The 17,411-nt window shown below is 36.6% G+C and carries 18 protein-coding genes and 1 riboswitch; of the genes, 7 read left to right on the plus strand and 11 right to left on the minus strand.

Annotated elements, in window-relative coordinates; translation table 11 throughout:
• Window positions 1–59 precede the first annotated feature (59 nt).
• Complete coding sequence (locus FB551_RS02160) at window positions 60–242, plus strand: hypothetical protein (RefSeq protein WP_047432130.1); 183 nt, start codon at window positions 60–62, stop codon at window positions 240–242.
• A gap of 79 nt (window positions 243–321) precedes the next feature.
• On the opposite strand, the gene FB551_RS02165 is transcribed toward FB551_RS02160, so the two are convergent.
• The 5 genes from FB551_RS02165 to FB551_RS02185 all read right to left on the minus strand — a co-directional run bounded on the left by FB551_RS02165 (window position 322) and on the right by FB551_RS02185 (window position 5,827).
• Window positions 322–1,257: a YeiH family protein gene (locus tag FB551_RS02165; protein WP_142014544.1), complete on the minus strand. Its 936-nt coding sequence runs from the start codon at window positions 1,255–1,257 to the stop codon at window positions 322–324.
• 346 nt (window positions 1,258–1,603) lie between these two features.
• Window positions 1,604–2,479, minus strand: coding sequence for a LysR family transcriptional regulator (locus FB551_RS02170; protein ID WP_142014547.1), 876 nt, complete (start codon window positions 2,477–2,479; stop codon window positions 1,604–1,606).
• Window positions 2,480–2,821: 342 nt separating this feature from the next.
• A complete protein-coding gene (locus tag FB551_RS02175) occupies window positions 2,822–4,129 on the minus strand; it encodes a voltage-gated chloride channel family protein (protein ID WP_185150196.1) in 1,308 nt (435 codons plus the stop codon).
• 31 nt (window positions 4,130–4,160) lie between these two features.
• Window positions 4,161–4,228: riboswitch (Fluoride riboswitch) on the minus strand.
• Window positions 4,229–4,412: 184 nt separating this feature from the next.
• Window positions 4,413–5,252, minus strand: a complete 840-nt coding sequence (locus FB551_RS02180) for a GLPGLI family protein (RefSeq protein WP_142014550.1) — start codon at window positions 5,250–5,252, stop codon at window positions 4,413–4,415.
• A gap of 107 nt (window positions 5,253–5,359) precedes the next feature.
• Complete coding sequence (locus tag FB551_RS02185) at window positions 5,360–5,827, minus strand: acyl-CoA thioesterase (protein WP_047432118.1); 468 nt, start codon at window positions 5,825–5,827, stop codon at window positions 5,360–5,362.
• Window positions 5,828–5,947: 120 nt separating this feature from the next.
• On the opposite strand from FB551_RS02185, the gene FB551_RS02190 reads away from it, so the two are divergent.
• Window positions 5,948–6,301 (plus strand): arsenate reductase family protein, encoded by a 354-nt coding sequence (locus FB551_RS02190; RefSeq protein WP_142014553.1) that lies wholly within the window; start codon window positions 5,948–5,950, stop codon window positions 6,299–6,301.
• 290 nt (window positions 6,302–6,591) lie between these two features.
• Entirely contained in the window at window positions 6,592–8,181 is a 1,590-nt protein-coding gene (locus FB551_RS02195; RefSeq protein ID WP_142014555.1) for a hypothetical protein, read from the plus strand.
• A 141-nt stretch (window positions 8,182–8,322) separates the two neighbouring features.
• Here FB551_RS02195 and gcvT read toward each other — a convergent pair whose 3' ends face one another.
• From gcvT to idi, 3 genes are read right to left on the minus strand one after another with little or no spacing between them, the layout of a single operon-like run.
• Entirely contained in the window at window positions 8,323–9,399 is a 1,077-nt protein-coding gene (gcvT, locus tag FB551_RS02200) for a glycine cleavage system aminomethyltransferase GcvT (RefSeq protein ID WP_047432112.1), read from the minus strand.
• 17 nt (window positions 9,400–9,416) lie between these two features.
• Complete coding sequence (locus FB551_RS02205) at window positions 9,417–9,890, minus strand: hypothetical protein (RefSeq protein WP_142014559.1); 474 nt, start codon at window positions 9,888–9,890, stop codon at window positions 9,417–9,419.
• Complete coding sequence (gene idi, locus FB551_RS02210) at window positions 9,890–10,399, minus strand: isopentenyl-diphosphate Delta-isomerase (RefSeq protein ID WP_047432106.1); 510 nt, start codon at window positions 10,397–10,399, stop codon at window positions 9,890–9,892. Before idi ends, FB551_RS02205 begins: the two co-directional genes overlap by 1 nt.
• Window positions 10,400–10,695: 296 nt before the next feature.
• Here idi and FB551_RS02215 point away from each other — a divergent pair, with 296 nt between their 5' ends.
• Both FB551_RS02215 and FB551_RS02220 read left to right on the plus strand, forming a co-directional pair.
• The gene (locus FB551_RS02215; protein WP_047376850.1) at window positions 10,696–11,106 is read left to right on the plus strand and encodes an LNS2 domain-containing protein; all 411 of its coding nucleotides are present in this window, start codon (window positions 10,696–10,698) and stop codon (window positions 11,104–11,106) included.
• 87 nt (window positions 11,107–11,193) lie between these two features.
• The gene (locus FB551_RS02220; protein WP_047432103.1) at window positions 11,194–12,153 is read left to right on the plus strand and encodes a D-2-hydroxyacid dehydrogenase; all 960 of its coding nucleotides are present in this window, start codon (window positions 11,194–11,196) and stop codon (window positions 12,151–12,153) included.
• 74 nt (window positions 12,154–12,227) lie between these two features.
• On the opposite strand, the gene mscL is transcribed toward FB551_RS02220, so the two are convergent.
• On the minus strand, window positions 12,228–12,605 hold the full coding sequence (mscL, locus tag FB551_RS02225; protein WP_047432100.1) for a large conductance mechanosensitive channel protein MscL: 378 nt from the start codon (window positions 12,603–12,605) through the stop codon (window positions 12,228–12,230).
• Between the two features lie 246 nt (window positions 12,606–12,851).
• Here mscL and FB551_RS02230 point away from each other — a divergent pair, with 246 nt between their 5' ends.
• Complete coding sequence (locus tag FB551_RS02230) at window positions 12,852–14,369, plus strand: NAD(P)H-hydrate dehydratase (protein WP_142014562.1); 1,518 nt, start codon at window positions 12,852–12,854, stop codon at window positions 14,367–14,369.
• A gap of 72 nt (window positions 14,370–14,441) precedes the next feature.
• Here FB551_RS02230 and lgt read toward each other — a convergent pair whose 3' ends face one another.
• Together lgt and yidD are read right to left on the minus strand one after the other, a co-directional pair.
• Entirely contained in the window at window positions 14,442–15,290 is an 849-nt protein-coding gene (lgt, locus tag FB551_RS02235; RefSeq protein WP_142018051.1) for a prolipoprotein diacylglyceryl transferase, read from the minus strand.
• A gap of 449 nt (window positions 15,291–15,739) precedes the next feature.
• Complete coding sequence (gene yidD / locus FB551_RS02240; RefSeq protein WP_034695943.1) at window positions 15,740–15,991, minus strand: membrane protein insertion efficiency factor YidD; 252 nt, start codon at window positions 15,989–15,991, stop codon at window positions 15,740–15,742.
• A gap of 103 nt (window positions 15,992–16,094) precedes the next feature.
• Here yidD and FB551_RS02245 point away from each other — a divergent pair, with 103 nt between their 5' ends.
• Window positions 16,095–17,372, plus strand: coding sequence for a replication-associated recombination protein A (locus FB551_RS02245; RefSeq protein WP_142014568.1), 1,278 nt, complete (start codon window positions 16,095–16,097; stop codon window positions 17,370–17,372).
• Window positions 17,373–17,411: the final 39 nt, after the last annotated feature.

Below are 17,411 nucleotides of genomic sequence, written 5' to 3' on the forward strand. Positions count from 1 at the left end.
AATATTTGTTTAACTTTGGAAAGTAACTAAAACTATATTTTTAATCAAAACTAAACCACATGAACATTATGAAAAATGCTAAAAAACTGAAAAAACAAGACTTGAAAAATATTACAGGTGGAGTAAGCGGTAAGCCGGATTTATCTCTTTGCGGATGCAGCTGCTCAGGTGCTGTAACAGGTCCTGATTATTGCTCAATATATATGGGCTGTCTGCAGGTTTATACTTGCGGAGAGGTTTAAGAAATTATTTCAATACGAAATAAGCATTTCCACATTTAATATGCAGAACCCTTTTGATTCCAAAAGGGTTCTGCTCTTTTTAATAGATAATGTAAAGAAGACTGCCAACACTTATGGTGACCCATAGGATAATTGCTATAACCAAAGGTTTTAATCCGATTGATTTCAGCGTTTGAATAGAAAGGGTAGAACCGATCAAAAATAAAGTCAGATTCAGCCCGGATTTTGCCAAAACAGTAATTGAAGAACTGAAGTGGTCAAAAAACGGGAAATAAGTATTCAAAAGAATGGCCACAATAAAATAACCGATAAACCATGGAATCTTTATTTTGGAATCTTTACTTTTAAAAATGAACATGGTGATCAGTGATACAGGAATGATCCATAACGCACGGGCAAGTTTTACTGTAGTGGCTATTTTCAGAGCTTCATCACCATATTTGCTGGCTGCACCCACCACGGAACTTGTATCGTGAATTCCTACGGCACACCAAAGTCCAAACTGTTCCTGTGACAGATTCAGAAGATGCCCAATCGCGGGATAAACAAACAATGCAATAGAATTTAGGGTGAAAACAATAGCGAGCGCAAGGGAAATCTGCTTTGTGCTGGGTTTAATAATAGGAGACACTGCTGCAATAGCACTCCCTCCACAAATAGCTGTTCCCGCAGAGAGAAGATAGGATAAAGGACTTTCCAGTTTAAATATTTTTCCCAGAAAATATCCCAAAACCATTACTGTAAAAATACTTACAACAGTTAATAACAAACCTGTTTTTCCCGCATGAAGCGCTTCATCCAGTTTCAGCCCGAATCCCAGACCTACAATTGAAATCTGTAAGAGTAAATGAATATATTGATGAAGATGTTTCTCAAAAGGATTTCCGATAAGGACAACCAGGAAAAAACCTAGAGCCAGAGCGATTGGTGAAGATATAAGTGGAGTAAGGCATAAAACGGCTAATACAATAAAAAATACTTTTCGGGTCATTTCATTCCGGATGAAATTTTTCATAATGCGAACTTTTAAAATCTGCACCAAAATTCCGGAAAATAGTATTACAAAGTAAATTGTATTTTGTTATGTCGGATAACTAAAAGTTATAACTAATAAAAGATAAAAGATAAAAGATAAAAGATAAAAGATAAAAGATAAAAGATAAAAGATAAAAGATAAAAGATCTTGTCATTAAATTTTACTATTTGCTTGGCTGTATCAATAGGGTTGGGCTTTAGCCCAGCCAAAAGAAAATAAAATTCCATTGGCTTTAGCCAAAACTTAAAAGCTGCGTATATTTTTAATAATCATGCTAAAAAATAATAGGATTTTCTATTACTAATGGATTTTACATCATAATGGTTTATTCTGCAAACCTCAGAAAAAGCTTAATCAGTTCAGACTGGTCTCCTTTTGGCAGGATAAAATGAAAATCTCTTTCAATACTAAAGTTTTTAATATCAATAACGGTCAGGATACTATTTTTCAATTCGTTCAGAATGGTACTGATGGAAAGAAATGCCATACATTCCGAGTGGAGAAGGTAATTCTTAATGCTTTCACTGCTTCCCAGCTGCATAATGGTATTCAGTTCATGGATATTGATTTCCTTTTCTTTAAGTCTGTTTTGTATAAATTCCAAAGTCCCGGAACCCTGTTCTCTGAAGATCAAATCCAATTGATACAAATCTTTTAAATGTAACGTTTTATGGGCAAGAGGGTGATCAGATTTGGCAGCCAGAACAATTTCATCAGGCTTAAAAGTTGTATATTCAAAATAAGAAGACTGCGATTCCCCTTCAATGATACCCAGATCAATTTTTTCTTCCTTTAAAAGAGTTGAGATTGTTTCCGTATTTCCTGTAAGAAGTTCAATTTTAATATCTTTATAATAAGAATTGAATTTGGCTAAAATTTCAGGTAAAATATACTGGGCAATAGTTGTGCTTGCGCCGATAATCAGTTTCCCTTTATGCTGCTGACTGATCTGACTGATCTCAAACTCCATGTCACGGTAGATATTTCTGATCTTCTCTGCATGTTCAAACAAAATTTTTCCGCTCTGAGTCAGTTGGATAGAAGTTCCTTTACGGTCAAATAATTTGGCGCCTATCTGAGTTTCGATTTCTTTAATGTGTTTAGTAACAGCGGGTTGTGAAATGTGCAGCTCTTCTGAAGCTTTAGTGAAACTTAATCGGGTAGCTACCGTATGGAAAACTTTTAATCTGTAATCGAACATGAGGTAAAATTACGAATTATTGTTGGAAATGGAGAAGGGGAGCGGAGAGTTTGAGAGTGGGAGGTTTGAGGGTGATGAGATGCGTGTTGTGGGTTTCGGGGTTTTGGAGTCTGAGGGTTTGCGAGTTTCGGGGGGATTCTAAGGATTTGAGAGATCCGGGATTCGGGATTCGGGATTCGGGATTTCAGGTTTCAAGGTGTTATAAGTGTACAACTAAGAACCAATACATAACCAGAATCCCATAACCAGTAACAAAATAAACCAATAGCTGTGATTTCGCATCCCGCACTTCGCATCCCGAATCATTCACCTCGCAATTCGCACTACGAATCTCGTAACCCATTATAAAAAATCTGAAATCGATCTGTCCTGCTGATTCTCAAATCTTCTGTTTTTTGCTTCTCCAATCTTTTGTTTTGTATAAATACTGTTATGTCCTGAAAGAAGATAGGAAACAACACAGGCGATCGCTACATACACACCGGATTCAGCTCCGAATAATTCAATTCCCATCAGCATACAGGCCAAAGGAGTATTGGTTGCTCCGGCAAATACAGCTACAAATCCCATTCCTGCCAATAATCCGAAAGGCAGGGGAATAAACAGAGACAAAGCACTGCCAAATGTAGCTCCGATAAAGAATAAAGGAGTAACTTCTCCACCTTTAAATCCAGCTGAAAGCGTAATAATGGTAAAGATTATTTTTAAAGCAAAATCATATAAAGGAAGTTGCTTTTCAAAAGATTCTACAATCACAGGAACTCCTAATCCTATATAGCGGGTAGTGCCTATTGCAAAAACAGCAAGCGCTATAATGATTCCTCCCACAACAGGGCGAAGCGGGGGGTAGTTAATTTTCGATTTGAAAAAGGAGCCCATCCAATGAATGAGTTTACTGAAAGCAGCAGCGGATATTCCAAAAGCTATTCCGGCCAGAATGCTGTATAAAATTGGTAAAAACTCAAGTTTGGGAATAAAATCAATATGGTAATGAGTATGTTTTACTTTCCAGAGATTGGTAACCCAGTCTGCCAGAATTGCAGAAGCAAATGCAGGAAAGATGGCATTGTAACGAATTCTTCCGATCAGGAAAACCTCAAGGCCAAAAACAGCTCCTGCTAATGGAGTTCCAAAAACAGAACCAAATCCGGCGGCAATAGCAGAAATAATCAATATTTTTCTTTCGTTTCTGTCAAGCTTAAAAGGTTTCGTAAGCTGGTCTGCGATAGCGCCTGCCATTTGAAGTGCTGTTCCTTCACGACCTGCTGAGCCACCGAAAAAATGAGTTGCAATTGTCCCCAGATAGACAAAAGGTGCCATTTTAAACGGAATTATTCCCTTGGGCTCATGAATGGTGTCAATCAAAAGGTTATTTCCTGCTTCCACATCTTTTCCGAAATAATAGTAAAGAAGTCCTATCAGAAATCCTGCAGCAGGAAGCAGAGCAATCAGCCAGAGGTGGTTTTCCCTGAAACGTGTTGCCCATTCCAACGACTGAAGAAATCCTGCAGATGCGGTTCCTACCAAAGCACCAATAATAATACTGATGAAGAGCCATTTTAAAATATAAGGAAGCGCCGGAAATTTTCTGAAGAAAAAATGGGTGTGAAAAACTGCTTTTTTACCAAGTGTTCGTTGACTTTTTGACATAATAATCCTGATTAGTTATTTGTTAATAATCTTTTAATCAGGCGTCATCAGCTTCTGTAAAGCGGTTGGGTAAGGAAGAACACCATTTCCTTTTGATAATACAAATATATGAATTATGGTAAAAAGATAAAAGATAAAAGTTAAAAGATAAAAGATAAAAGATAAAAGTTATTATCACTAAATATCCGTATGTCAGGATCAATAGAGGTGGACTTTAGCCCGCCCAAATAAATTTCACAATTTCCACTGGCTTTAGCCCAAACTTTAAAAATATATCAGAGTTTTAATAGATCGGATAATGTATTGCCTTATCGATTTCAACAGGATTGTTGTATTTTCTTATGACCTCCTGCATACTTTTGGTTTGGGTGTTCAGCTCATCCACGTTACGGATTTCTTTCCCATTGATTTTAATTCTCAAATCGGTATTGGATTTGCTGAAATTGTTTCTTTCAAAAGCAAAAGGATCGTTGTAAAATTCCATGATCAGCTTATTCTTCTGTTTTTCATTGATGGGAATGGCTTTATTTCCGAAATTAGATTCCACAAAACTATCGGTCGGGTATTCTTCCGGCAGCTCCTGACTTTTAATAAGATGATAAATGAAGTTCTTTTTCGTATCAGATAATTCAAATATCAAACCCGGTAACCCACGGAGTTTAAAAGGACCTTCATTAAAAGGGATATCTTTACAGAACCAGGCTGTCCAGTTTCTCCCTCCAAATTGTGTCGTGGCCTTTTGCAAAGTATAGTTTTCTAACTTTTTAGTTTCATCGGAAATGGACCAGTATATTTTATCCGTAGTTTTAAAGGAGTAATATCCATTTTTAATATTGATGAAATTTTCATTATCAAAAGAATTGATTTTTCTTTTCACTATCTGTCCGGACATATCGGTATGACTGGTATTCATTCCGAATTTTTTATTTAAAGAATCTGTGGTGATCAGATTTCTTCCATAAAATTTTACCTCTTTTGGGGTAATATCCAGTATCATATTCAGCTTCTCATAAGTGGTTTCTGTGGAATCCATCTTATACTGCAGCTCATAAATAAACCGATGCGTCTGAGCCTGGGCCAAAGCCATCATGAGCAATATCATTAAGGTAAAAATACTCTTCATATAATGTGGTTAGTCTTGTAATTAGTTGCTATAACCTTAAACTTTAAATCCACGAACCCCTCAACTCGCATCCCGCAACTCGCATCACCTTACCCCGCACCTCGTCTCTACAAAAACGGTTTCATCTCATCCTCAATCTGTGTTCTCAGCTCCATCAGACGTTTAGCATAAATTTCCTGTTGTTTTTCTTCTTCTGTTTCCGGAATCCATTTCGGTACAGGGAGCTTTTTTCCATTTTCATCTACGGCCACAAAAACAATGATACAATGGGTTTTTTTCTCAAAATTAGGTTGTTTCAGGTTTCTTGAAAAAACATTGATCGCGATATGCATGCTTGAAGTTCCGGTATAGATTACCTGGGCGTCTACTTTTACTACTTCACCAATTTTAATAGGATCATAGAAACGGATTCCACCAACATAAACGGTAACAGAGTAATTACCACTCCAGGTTGTCGCACATGCATAACCGGCCTGGTCAATCCATTTCATAACACTTCCTCCATGTACATTTCCTCCGTAATTAACATCTGAAGGCTCCGAAATAAACTGAAAAGTAATAGGCTTGTTCTGCATCTTTATAAAATTTGAATAAAGTTATTTAATAATTTCCAAAGTTTTAGAATAAATCCTACTTTTGAAAGACGAAACTTTCAATGAAAGGGAATTTTAACCAATAACAGATTTAGAAACGTAATGAAGAAAGTATTTTATCTCAACACATGTGATACCTGCAGAAAAATTTTAGCCCAATTTGATCTAACAGACTGGGAACTTCGCGAAATCAAAAAAGAGCCGATCACGAAAGATGAATTGGCAGAAATGCATAAAAAAACGAAATCATACGAAGCTTTGTTCAGTAAAAAATCTACTCAGATCAAATTGAGAGGCCTGGATGTAAAAGCATTGACTGAAAAAGATTGTAAAGAATTACTATTGGATCATTATACCTTCCTGAAAAGACCTGTTTTTATAACAGATAATGAAATCTTCGTAGGAAATGATAAGAAAAATCTGGAAACTCTCAGAATGTTCTTTGGGGTGAGTTGATAAAATCAGATCTAACATTGGAGTGTGAGTTGCAGGAACAATAGAGTAAAATGATTCTGTTGTGGCAGATTTATGATGTTGAAAAAAAACAGATATGGTGTGTAAATTTCCTTTTTAACAATATAAATTGCTAAATACATTATATAAAATATAGTATTAAATTAAAAATTTTAATATTAATTTCATAAAAAATATATTGTTTAAATGTTTTATTTTTGTTAAATTAAGTTAATTTTATCTAAAGTTTTTGCTTTTTGTGTATATTTGAAAATTAATTGACAAACACACTGATGAAAAAAACTATCTTTATTTCCTTAATGGGAGTAGGACTATCTGCCTATGGACAGGTTGGAGTGAATACAACAAATCCTGCTGCCACTTTTGATGCAACTGCAAAATCTTCAACAGGTACTTCCTCCAATGTAGATGGAATGCTGATTCCCCGCCTAGACAGACAAAGGGCACAAAGCATGATAAGTGTTCCTACTTCAACCTTAATTTTTGTAAACAGCATAGCTACCGGATCACAGTCAGGGACAGCTGTAAATATTGATGCTGCCGGGTATTATTATTACAATGGAACAGCATGGGTAAAGCTACACAACCCTACAAATGCAGTAGCAGGCAATATTTATAATACCGATGGCGCTCTTAGTGGAAACCGTATCGTTGCACAAGGGGCTAATACCCTGGTTTTTACAGGAACGCAGACCAATGCATTCTCAGTGAATGGTAAAAACTTTTCAGTAGATGCTGCAAATAACAGAGTGGGGGTTGGTACCATAGCACCTTCTTCTTCTCTGTCTGTTCAAAATAGCTCTGGAGCAACAACCAATACCATTTCTGCAGGAATTGAAAATTGTGGTGCCCCATGTCTGCAAGGAGTATCAAGAAATATTACGCTGTATAATTTAAATAGCACCGGTGGACAGTTTGCAGAGCTGGGTTTCATTCCTTCAACATCTGAAACAGGACTTTCCGGGGCTACCATTACAGGTATTGACCGTGATGCAGCCAATAGTTATGCCGGGTTGCAGTTTTTCACCAGAAATGCTACGGATTTTGCGCCAAGGCTGACTATCAAATCTTCAGGAAATATAGGTATTGGTACAACAGCTCCTACCAATAAACTTCATATTGAATCCGCCACAAGTGGAGTTTTGAAAATCGTAGATGGAACACAGGGTACAGATAAGGTTTTAACTTCCGATGCTAATGGTTTGGCAACATGGAAAGTTTTGCCAGCCGCACCTGCGTCTACTAATATTTATAATACGGATGGGACTCTTACCGGAAACCGTGCCGTTACGCAGGGAGCTAATAGACTCGCTTTTACAGGGACAGCCACAAATGCTTTTTCTGTTGCGGGAAGCAGTCTGTCTGTAGATGCTGCCAATAACAGAGTTGGAATTGGAACAACAAGCCCTCAAAGGGTACTGGAGGTAAGTGCAAATAGTAACCCGATTCGTGTAACTAATCTTCCAAATCTTACATCAGGAGGTGGAAATACTGATGTATTGACTATCAATAGCTCTGGTGATATTCAAAAAGCACCTTTAAACAACTTGTTGGCTGGTCCTGTATCCCTTACTTTTACGCCAGCATCTTTTACTGCTTCCGGAAATGAATCTGTTATCTGGTGTTCGAATCCTGGTATCTCTGTAACATTGCCTACTCCTTCCAATAGCCAGATAGGAAAGACTTTATCTATTGTGGCTGCAGGAGGAGCAGTTAGTTTACTTGGTTCAACCCCTACAAGTTCTAATGGAGTAAAGCTAGGGACAGTAAATGATCAAAAAAGAATTACAATTTTTGCAATCGCGGCAAATGTATTTGGAAATGCAGCCAATGAATGGGTTGTCATTGCAAAAGATTTTTAGTCAGCTGAAACAATAATTTTCAATACAATATATTCTAAAAAAGATAAGGCCGTTTCACGAGTTGTGAAACGGCCTTATTATAAGTTTCTGATAATAGGAAGTGGAATAAATTTTCAACTTCCTCACTTAGTAAGTTATCTGTTATACAAAAGGAGCTTTCACTACTTTTGCAGGAATATTCTTATTTCTTACCTGGATAAAGATCTCAGATCCTAATTTGAAGTGAGGTTTGTCTACATATGCAAGACCTAAACCTACTTTCTTCATTGGAGACTGTGTTCCGGAAGTTACTTTTCCAATCACATTTCCTTCAGCATCCACTACAGGATAATCATGTCTCGGAACTCCTTTATCAGTCAATTCAAAGCCTACTAATTTTCTTGTAATACCTTCTTCTTTCTGTTTTGCGAAAACATCCTTGGAAACGAAGTCTTTATCGAACTTGGTGATCCATCCTAAACCTGCTTCAATCGGAGAAGTTGTATCATCAATATCATTTCCGTAAAGGCAGAATCCTTTTTCTAATCTTAAAGTATCTCTGGCAGCCAATCCGCAAGGAATGATTTCTTCTTCCTTACCTGCTTCCATTACAGCATCCCAAAGTTTTTCAGCACTTGCATTGTTGAAATAGATCTCAAAACCTCCGCTTCCTGTGTATCCTGTGTTGGAAATGATCACGTTATTTTCTCCGGCAACGCTTCCTACTGTAAAATGGTAGTAAGGAATTTCTGAAAGGTTTACTTCTGTAAGTTTTTGAAGAATTTCAGTAGCTTTAGGCCCCTGAATTGCCAATAAAGACATTTCATCAGAAGCGTTAGTCATTTTAGCTCCGAAAGTATTGTATTTTGAAATATGATTCCAGTCTTTGTCAATATTGGATGCGTTTACCACCACGAAATATTTGTCATCTTCCATTTTGTAAACGATAAGATCATCTACAATTCCTCCGTTTTCGTTAGGAAGACAAGAATATTGAGCTTTTCCATTTTCAAGTGCATCTACATTATTGGTTGTGACATATTGTAAAAGGTCTTTTGAACCCGGCCCTTCGATGAAAAACTGTCCCATGTGGGAAACATCAAATAATCCTGCTTTTTCTCTTACTGCAAAATGCTCTTCTGTAACCCCTGAATATTGAACAGGCATTTCAAAACCTGCGAAAGGTACGATCTTAGCTCCCAAAGAAACGTGTTTGTCGTACAAGGCTGTTTTCTTCATATTTAATTTTTATTTCTTTATTTCTTTATTTTAAAACTGTTAAAAGTCTCATTGAAAAGGGTCATATAGTTTCCGTTCCAGAATTTCTGGCCGCAATTAATGGAAACTAAATATAAGTTTTTGTCTTTTTGAAAAACCTTGGTTATCCAGAACAGCTTCTCTTTTTCATCAAAATGCTCATAGAAATATTCTGTATACCCTTTCTGGCTCTTTTTTTCTTTTACTTTTTTCTCTTCATCATTGGACTGATAAAGGGCCAGAATGAATTTTTTCACTTCTTCCTTTGGAAGGGGAAGGTCATGGTATTCCGAAATGGTGATAGCGCCAATCTGACTGGTAGGGAAAATATTGATAATCTCACTGTCATTTGTGGACTTCCAGCCTTCAGGAACATTGATAGAATAATTCGGAGTGTCAAATACACCTGCATTTTGGGCAAAAAACAGACTTCCCGTCAAAAGTGCAGAAAAAAGCAATATTTTTTTCATCATTAAAAATGGTGTTTATATTCTTCGAGGATAATTTTGAACCATTCCGTAAAGTTTTCAGGATTTTCGGAAATCTCTTTATCCAGATCTTCCATAGAAATGAATCTTACTTCTTCCACTTCTTCTTTATTTAAATTGAAATCAGCTTCGTGATTTCCTACAAACACATGATCCAGCTCATGCTCCCAAAGACCACCGCCTACATCTGCTTTGTAAATAAAATTGAATTTTTCTGAAAGTTCTGCTTCAATTCCCAGTTCTTCCTTTAGTCTGCGTACCGCTGCCTCCTGATAAGTTTCCCCGTTACGTGGGTGCGAGCATACCGCATTGGTCCATTGGTTAGGAGAATGATACTTGCCTGAAGCCCTTTTCTGAAGAAGCATTTCTCCTTTACTGTTGAAAAGAAATACAGAAAAAGCACGGTGTAACAGGCCGTTGATGTGAGCCTGCTGTTTTTCCATCAGCCCTAAAACTTCATCCTCAGGATTTACTAAAACGACAAATTCTTCCATTCCTACAAATGTAAGAGTAATAAATGTATTTTGGAAATTTTTAGATAAACATCATGCTTTTTGTCATCTATTGAGAAGGTAGGGAGTGCTTACACATAAATCGGCATTGTTCTTACAGATTACTGATAAAAAAGAAATATCAAAACGAAAATTTTTAACTAATTTGAATAAAATGGTTGATAAAATATTAATATTATTCTTTAAATAATACTTTTTATAGTATATTTTTAATATAAATGAAGATTAACGTGCCTGATAGTTGTAAAAACGCTAACTTTGTTACTTAATATTTAGTAATGGAATTAGAATACATTGAACACATTAGTCCTATTCTAAAGGATGGCGTAAAAAATTACTTAATAGATATCGACGGAACCATTACAGATGACGTTCCCAACGAAGAACCGGAAAGAATGGTTACCTGTGAACCTTATCCTGATGCACTGGAAACTGTCAACAGATGGTATGATGAAGGGCACCAGATCTGCTTTTTTACTTCAAGAACCGAAAATCTAAAACAAATCACAATCGACTGGCTGGATAAGCATGGCTTCAAATACCACAGTGTGCTTTGCGGAAAACCAAGAGGAGGAAATTATCACTGGATAGACAACCACCTGGTAAGAGCTACAAGATACAAAGGAAGATTTACGGATTTGGTAGAAAAACAAGTGACCATTGAAGTATTCAAAGAAGACGGCGAATAAAAATATAATTCAAAGATTTAAAGATTAAATGTGAACCCGGTTCCTTTAATTTTTAAATCTTTCATTTTTTAATATACTTGATATTTTATGAAAGTTTTAGCAAACGACGGCCTGGATCAATCCGGAATAGATGCATTGACAGAAAAAGGCTTTGAAGTGATTACTACAAAAGTTCCACAGGAATTTTTGGTAGATTATATTAACGAGCACAAAATCCGTACTCTATTGGTGAGAAGTGCTACGCAGGTAAGAAAAGATATTATTGACGGATGTCCATCTATCGACATTATTGGTAGAGGAGGTGTTGGCATGGATAATATTGATGTAGACTATGCAAGGGAAAAAGGAATCCATGTGATCAATACTCCTTCTGCTTCTTCAGAATCGGTAGCTGAGCTTGTTTTTGCTCATTTATTTTCCGGAGCAAGATTTCTTCAGGATTCCAACAGAAAAATGCCTTTGGTTGGAGATACTGAATTTTCAGGTCTTAAAAAAGCTTATGCTGCCGGTATTGAACTGAGAGGAAAGACGATTGGTATTGTAGGAATGGGAAGAATCGGGCAGGAAGTGGCAAGAATTGCTTTAGGACTTGGAATGAGAGTAGTGGCAGCTGATAATAATGTAGGAAAAGCAAGTATTAAAGTGAAGTTTTATAACAATCAGTTCATCAATGTTGATATTGAGACTGAACCGTTACAGGATGTTTTAAAACATTCAGACTTCATTACATTACACGTTCCGGCTCAGAAAGACGGTTACATGATTGGTCAAAATGAATTTGAAATCATGAAAGACGGAGTGGCTATCGTAAACTGTTCAAGAGGAGGAGTTATTGATGAAGCAGCTTTGATTCATGCTTTGGATTCAGGTAAAGTAAGATTTGCAGGATTAGATGTTTTCATTAATGAGCCAACACCATCTAAGGAGATCCTTACTCATTCTAAAATCTCTCTTACTCCTCATACTGGAGCTTCTACTCTTGAAGCACAGGATAGAATCGGGCTTTCTCTTGCAGAGCAGATTTCAAGTATCTTACAGATTCAGTAATTTGGAAATGATATTATAAATAAAGCACCTTGGTTAGACCGAGGTGCTTTTTATATTAAAATGTAGTTTACAAATTAGATATTTTTGCTTTTCAACAAATCTCTGATCTCAGTAAGTAATTTTTGATCCTCTGTAGGTCCTGCAGGAGCTGGAGCATCTTTTTTGTTCACTTTATTGGCTAGTTTAATGATCCAGAAAAGAACCATGGCAATACAAAGGAAACTGATTACTGCAGAAAGGAAATTTCCATACGCAACTCCGTTCCATGTAAGTTTTGCTATATTTTCTGCACCAGCTGCTTTCAATGCCGGATTTAATATCAGAGGAGTGATAACATCTTCAACCAAAGACGAAACAATTTTACCAAATGCTGCCCCAATGATCACACCGACAGCAAGATCGAGAACATTGCCCTTAAAGGCAAACTCTTTAAATTCTTTGACAAATCCCATAATTTATATTTTTTTTAATTAGTATATACACAAAAATATAATTAAAAAATGTAAAAAACACTACGTTTTTGTAGTTTTTTGTAGCTAAATATTGAATTTTATGCGGAATTTCTATCATCTGCTTTAATGAATATTCCTACATTATATCAATACATTGTTTCATTAATGATAACTTTTTATTTTTATTAATGACGTGATATCATAATGAAAAATCTTTTGTAATTTGCTTAAAAGTTTGTTTTACCTATGAAAATTTTTACCGCAGAACAGATCCGAAGCTGGGATCAGTTTACCATTTCCAAAGAGCCGGTTTCTTCCATTCAATTAATGGAAAGAGCTTCAATAGCTGTAGCTCACTGGATTTCGGAACATTGTAAAAACCATAAAAAACTGGCTGTATTTTGTGGTAATGGAAACAATGGCGGTGATGGGCTGGCTGTTGCAAGGATACTTTATCTTAAAGGTTTCGATGTAGATATATTTGTAAGCGATTCCAAAAAGAAATTTTCAGAAGATGCATCTGTTAATCTGAAAAGACTCCGCGATTTGTCAGGAATTTCGGTCAGAAAATTTGATTCCTCCGAGCATTATAATTTTGATGAGAAAACCATTATTGTAGATGCCCTTTTCGGAACAGGTTTATCCAGACCGTTGGAAGGAGAGTTGAAAGGACTTATTGAGCAGCTGAATTCCAAAAAGAATATTAAGATATCCATTGATGTTCCTTCCGGATTGTCTGCTGATGAAATGTTTGATTATGATCCTGTTATTCTGAAAGCGGATTATACTCTTACTTTTCAATGCTGGAAAAAGACCTTCCTTCATCCTGAAACCGGAAAATATACGGGAAAAGTAATAGTACTGGATATTGATTTAAGTAAAATATATGCAGACACAACCGATTCTGATTACTCTGTAATTGATGATCAGCTGATCAGTTCAATATTCATTCCGAGACAGGAATTTTCTCATAAAGGGAGTTATGGTAAGGCAGCCATCATAGGAGGTAGCTATGGAAAAGTAGGAGCGGCAGTACTGGCTACAAAATCAGCTTTAAAAACCGGTGCGGGGCTTACCTTTACCCTTGCTCCGGAATGTGGATATGATGTTTTACAGACCTCATGCCCTGAGGCCATGTTTATAAAAGGAGGAGAGCAGTTTATTACAAATTTTGAAATGGACAAAGATGTTACCTGTGGTGCAGGTCCTGGTTTGGGAACTCATTCCGGAACAGAGAAAAGCTTTTTGAGTTTTTTGAAAAGCTATTCTCAGCCCTTAGTTCTTGATGCAGATGCATTGAATATTATTTCAAAAAATCAGAAAAATTTGAAACTCATTCCCAAAAAATCAATTATAACCCCTCATCCTAAGGAGTTTGAGAGACTTTTCGGAAGTACGGATAATTCTTTTAAAAGACTTGAGCTGGCAAGGAAAAAGGCAAAAGAGCTGGGTCTTTATATTGTACTCAAGGATCATCATAGCCAGGTTATTACTCCGGAAGGAAGAGTATTCTATAATATTACAGGGAATGCAGGTCTTGCGAAAGGAGGAAGCGGAGATATTCTTACCGGAATTCTGACTTCGCTTCTGGCCCAGAAATATTCCGAAGAGGAAGCCTGTATTCTGGGGGTGTGGCTGCATGGCAGAGCTGCGGATGTAGCTTCTGAAAAGCATTCAAAAGAATCGATGCTGCCTACTGATGTAATTGATGCATTGGGAGCTGTTTTTGAAGAACTGAACAGGAAAACAGAGAGGAATCTGTGATAATTTTAAGATATTAAAAAAGGCAAATCTGTATTTCTACAAATTTGCCTTTTTATTTTTTTCTCTGGTGGCTTATTCCGGTTTCTCGTTTTCTGCCTCAGTGATCTTGAATTTCTTGGAAACGATCATGATGACAACCCCTGCAATCATAAAAGGAATCGAAAGCACCTGACCTGTATTCAGACCGCCAATCTGGATGAATTCATCTCCCTGTGGCTCTTTAAGGAATTCAACAAAGAATCTGATGGCCCAAAGAATAATGAAAAACAAACCGAATAACCATCCCTGCTGATATTTTTTATCTGTTTTTCTGTACAATATCCATAGCAAAATGAAAAGAAGAACGTATCCTACCGCTTCAAATAACTGGCTTGGATAACGGGGTACAGTAAGACCGTACTCACTGCTTTGTTGTGGGAAAAGCAAAGCGAACGGAGAATTCGGGTCAGCGGGTTTACCAACGATTTCAGAATTGAAAAAGTTCCCCATTCTTACAAATGCTCCACCTAAAGCTACTACAATACCCAGTCTGTCATATACCCAGAACGGATTTTTTTTAATGATTTTAAATGAATAATAAAGCGTAGTGAAAATCAAGGCAATCGTAGCACCGTGGCTTGCCAGCCCTGAAAATCCAGTGAATTTAAAACCGTTTTTTGTACTTATTGGTAAAAATACACTCCAGAAATCCTCTTTAAATAGTTCCGGCTGATAGAAGATAACATGTCCTAATCTTGCTCCCAGAATGGTTCCGATCAACGTCCATGTGAACAGAGGCTCCAGGTATTTCTGATTCACATTATCAATCTTAAAGATTCTTGTCATCAAAATATATCCGAAACCAAATGCAAATACAAACATCAAACTATAAAAGTGAAGCGTAAATGATCCGATGTGAATACCTTTTGAAGGATCCCATATTTTAAATGAAGTTTTAAGTTCTACCTTGTCAGAATCAGTGATAGGTTTTACAGATTTTACAGCATATTTGAAAGTGGTGATATTTTCTTTGGTAACGCCAGTATCAATAAGTTTAAAGTTTTTATCAAAAAACTGATACTGTGAATCTTTGTACTTTGCTAAAGTGGAAGCACCATAATTGTAATAGGCAGGCTCAAAATTGGATTCATTAAGGATCACAACAAAAGACTGGCTTTTATCTGATTCTCTGTCCGGAAAAGCCGTAAGGTCTCCCATCTCTGTAGTAGAATAGATTTTTACAGGAACATTGGTTCCGTTGATATCTAAGGTTCCGTCAGATAAACCTCCAGGGTATTCCTGTGCAAAAAGAAGCTGCGTTGTAAACGCAAACAGCACAAGATAAATTCTGAAAAAGATAGTATTCATTTTCTATTGATTTGATAGTTTGATTATTGACATTTATGTTTGGGTGGAACAGGGTCGTAACCGCTTCCTCCCCAGGGATGGCATCTTAAAATTCTTTTAAATCCCAGCCAGAAACCTTTAAAAACACCATGCACCTGTAGCGACTCAATCATATAGTGAGAGCAGGTAGGTTCGTAACGGCAGTTTTTGGGAAGTAAGGGCGAGATGAACCATTGGTAAAATTTGATCAAAATTACCAGCGGAAATGTAATGATTTTATTGAATGTAAGTTTCAAAACAATGCAAAAATAGGGTAAAAAAATGAAAATTAGTTTAAATTTGTTATAAGTTTCGGCCATCAGAAATCCGAAACATTGATCTTAAAAAAATAGAATTACTTTGAATCAAAATATTCCATTAGCTGAAAAATTAAGACCCAAAACCCTCAATGATGTATTGGGGCAGGAGCACCTTACCGGCGAGAAAGGAACAATCAGAAAGATGATTGAAAATAACAGCCTCAATTCACTCATATTCTGGGGACCTCCGGGAACAGGAAAAACTACGCTGGCTGAAATTATCTCAGAACAGTCGGGAAGAAAGTTTTATAAGCTTTCAGCAGTTTCTTCTGGAGTAAAAGACGTAAGGGATGTGATTGAAGATGCAAAAAAGCAGAATCTGTTCTCCGGAAAATCACCAATCTTGTTTATTGATGAGATTCACAGGTTTAATAAATCGCAGCAGGATTCATTATTGCATGCGGTGGAAAAAGGCTGGATTGTATTGATTGGTGCGACTACCGAAAATCCAAGTTTTGAAATAGTATCAGCATTGCTTTCAAGAAGTCAGGTTTATGTTTTAAAAGCATTGAGTTATGAAAAGCTGGAGGAATTAATTGATATTGCTTCCGAACGATATAATAAAGATGAAGGAACAGATTTTAAAATCCTTGAAAAAGAAGCTTTTATTCAATACTCCGGTGGGGATGCCAGAAAACTAATCAATTCCGTAGAGTTGGTTTTAAATCAATATAAAAATTCTGGAACAACGGAAATTATTAATTCTGATGTGTTGGAAGTTCTTCAGGAGACAATGGCGCTCTATGATAAAAACGGAGAGCAGCATTATGATATTATTTCAGCCTTCATCAAATCTATGCGTGGAGGTGATCCTAACGGAGCGGTGTATTGGCTGGCAAGAATGATTGCCGGTGGGGAAGATATTAAGTTTATCGCAAGGAGAATGCTTATTCTGGCCGCTGAAGATGTGGGTTTGGCGAATCCAAACGCTTTGGTGGTTGCTAATAACTGTTTTCAGGCGATCAATGTGATCGGGAATCCTGAAGCAAGGATTATATTAAGTGAAACAGCGGTGTATCTTGCGGTTTCACCTAAAAGTAATTCTGCGTATATGGCCATCAATGAAGCGCTGGCTTTGGTGAAACAGACGGGAAACCTGCCTGTACCACTTCATTTAAGAAATGCTCCTACCAAACTGATGAAAGATCTGGATTATGGGAAAGAATATAAGTACGCTCATTCTTATGAAGGAAATTTTGTAGAACAGGACTTTCTTCCGGAAGAAATCAGGAATGTAAAACTGTATGAGCCTGGTAATAATGCTACAGAAAAGAAGATTTACGAGGAGCTTAAGAAAAAATGGAACAATAAATATTAAAATAAAAAAGGATGCTGTTTTTCAGCATCCTTTCTATAT

Origin of the sequence: Chryseobacterium aquifrigidense (genome assembly GCF_006716485.1) — a bacterium.
Classification (GTDB): Bacteria; Bacteroidota; Bacteroidia; order Flavobacteriales; family Weeksellaceae; genus Chryseobacterium; species Chryseobacterium vietnamense.

Excerpts from the sequence above, each read along its gene's own strand:
- FB551_RS02160 (WP_047432130.1), top strand. The coding sequence starts at position 60 with ATGAACATTATGAAAAATGCTAAAAAACTGAAAAAACAAGACTTGAAA.
- FB551_RS02165 (WP_142014544.1), bottom strand. The coding sequence starts at position 1,257 with ATGAAAAATTTCATCCGGAATGAAATGACCCGAAAAGTATTTTTTATT.
- FB551_RS02170 (WP_142014547.1), bottom strand. The coding sequence starts at position 2,479 with ATGTTCGATTACAGATTAAAAGTTTTCCATACGGTAGCTACCCGATTA.
- FB551_RS02175 (WP_185150196.1), bottom strand. The coding sequence starts at position 4,129 with ATGTCAAAAAGTCAACGAACACTTGGTAAAAAAGCAGTTTTTCACACC.
- FB551_RS02180 (WP_142014550.1), bottom strand. The coding sequence starts at position 5,252 with ATGAAGAGTATTTTTACCTTAATGATATTGCTCATGATGGCTTTGGCC.
- FB551_RS02185 (WP_047432118.1), bottom strand. The coding sequence starts at position 5,827 with ATGCAGAACAAGCCTATTACTTTTCAGTTTATTTCGGAGCCTTCAGAT.
- FB551_RS02190 (WP_142014553.1), top strand. The coding sequence starts at position 5,948 with ATGAAGAAAGTATTTTATCTCAACACATGTGATACCTGCAGAAAAATT.
- FB551_RS02195 (WP_142014555.1), top strand. The coding sequence starts at position 6,592 with ATGAAAAAAACTATCTTTATTTCCTTAATGGGAGTAGGACTATCTGCC.
- gcvT (WP_047432112.1), bottom strand. The coding sequence starts at position 9,399 with ATGAAGAAAACAGCCTTGTACGACAAACACGTTTCTTTGGGAGCTAAG.
- FB551_RS02205 (WP_142014559.1), bottom strand. The coding sequence starts at position 9,890 with ATGATGAAAAAAATATTGCTTTTTTCTGCACTTTTGACGGGAAGTCTG.
- idi (WP_047432106.1), bottom strand. The coding sequence starts at position 10,399 with ATGGAAGAATTTGTCGTTTTAGTAAATCCTGAGGATGAAGTTTTAGGG.
- FB551_RS02215 (WP_047376850.1), top strand. The coding sequence starts at position 10,696 with ATGGAATTAGAATACATTGAACACATTAGTCCTATTCTAAAGGATGGC.
- FB551_RS02220 (WP_047432103.1), top strand. The coding sequence starts at position 11,194 with ATGAAAGTTTTAGCAAACGACGGCCTGGATCAATCCGGAATAGATGCA.
- mscL (WP_047432100.1), bottom strand. The coding sequence starts at position 12,605 with ATGGGATTTGTCAAAGAATTTAAAGAGTTTGCCTTTAAGGGCAATGTT.
- FB551_RS02230 (WP_142014562.1), top strand. The coding sequence starts at position 12,852 with ATGAAAATTTTTACCGCAGAACAGATCCGAAGCTGGGATCAGTTTACC.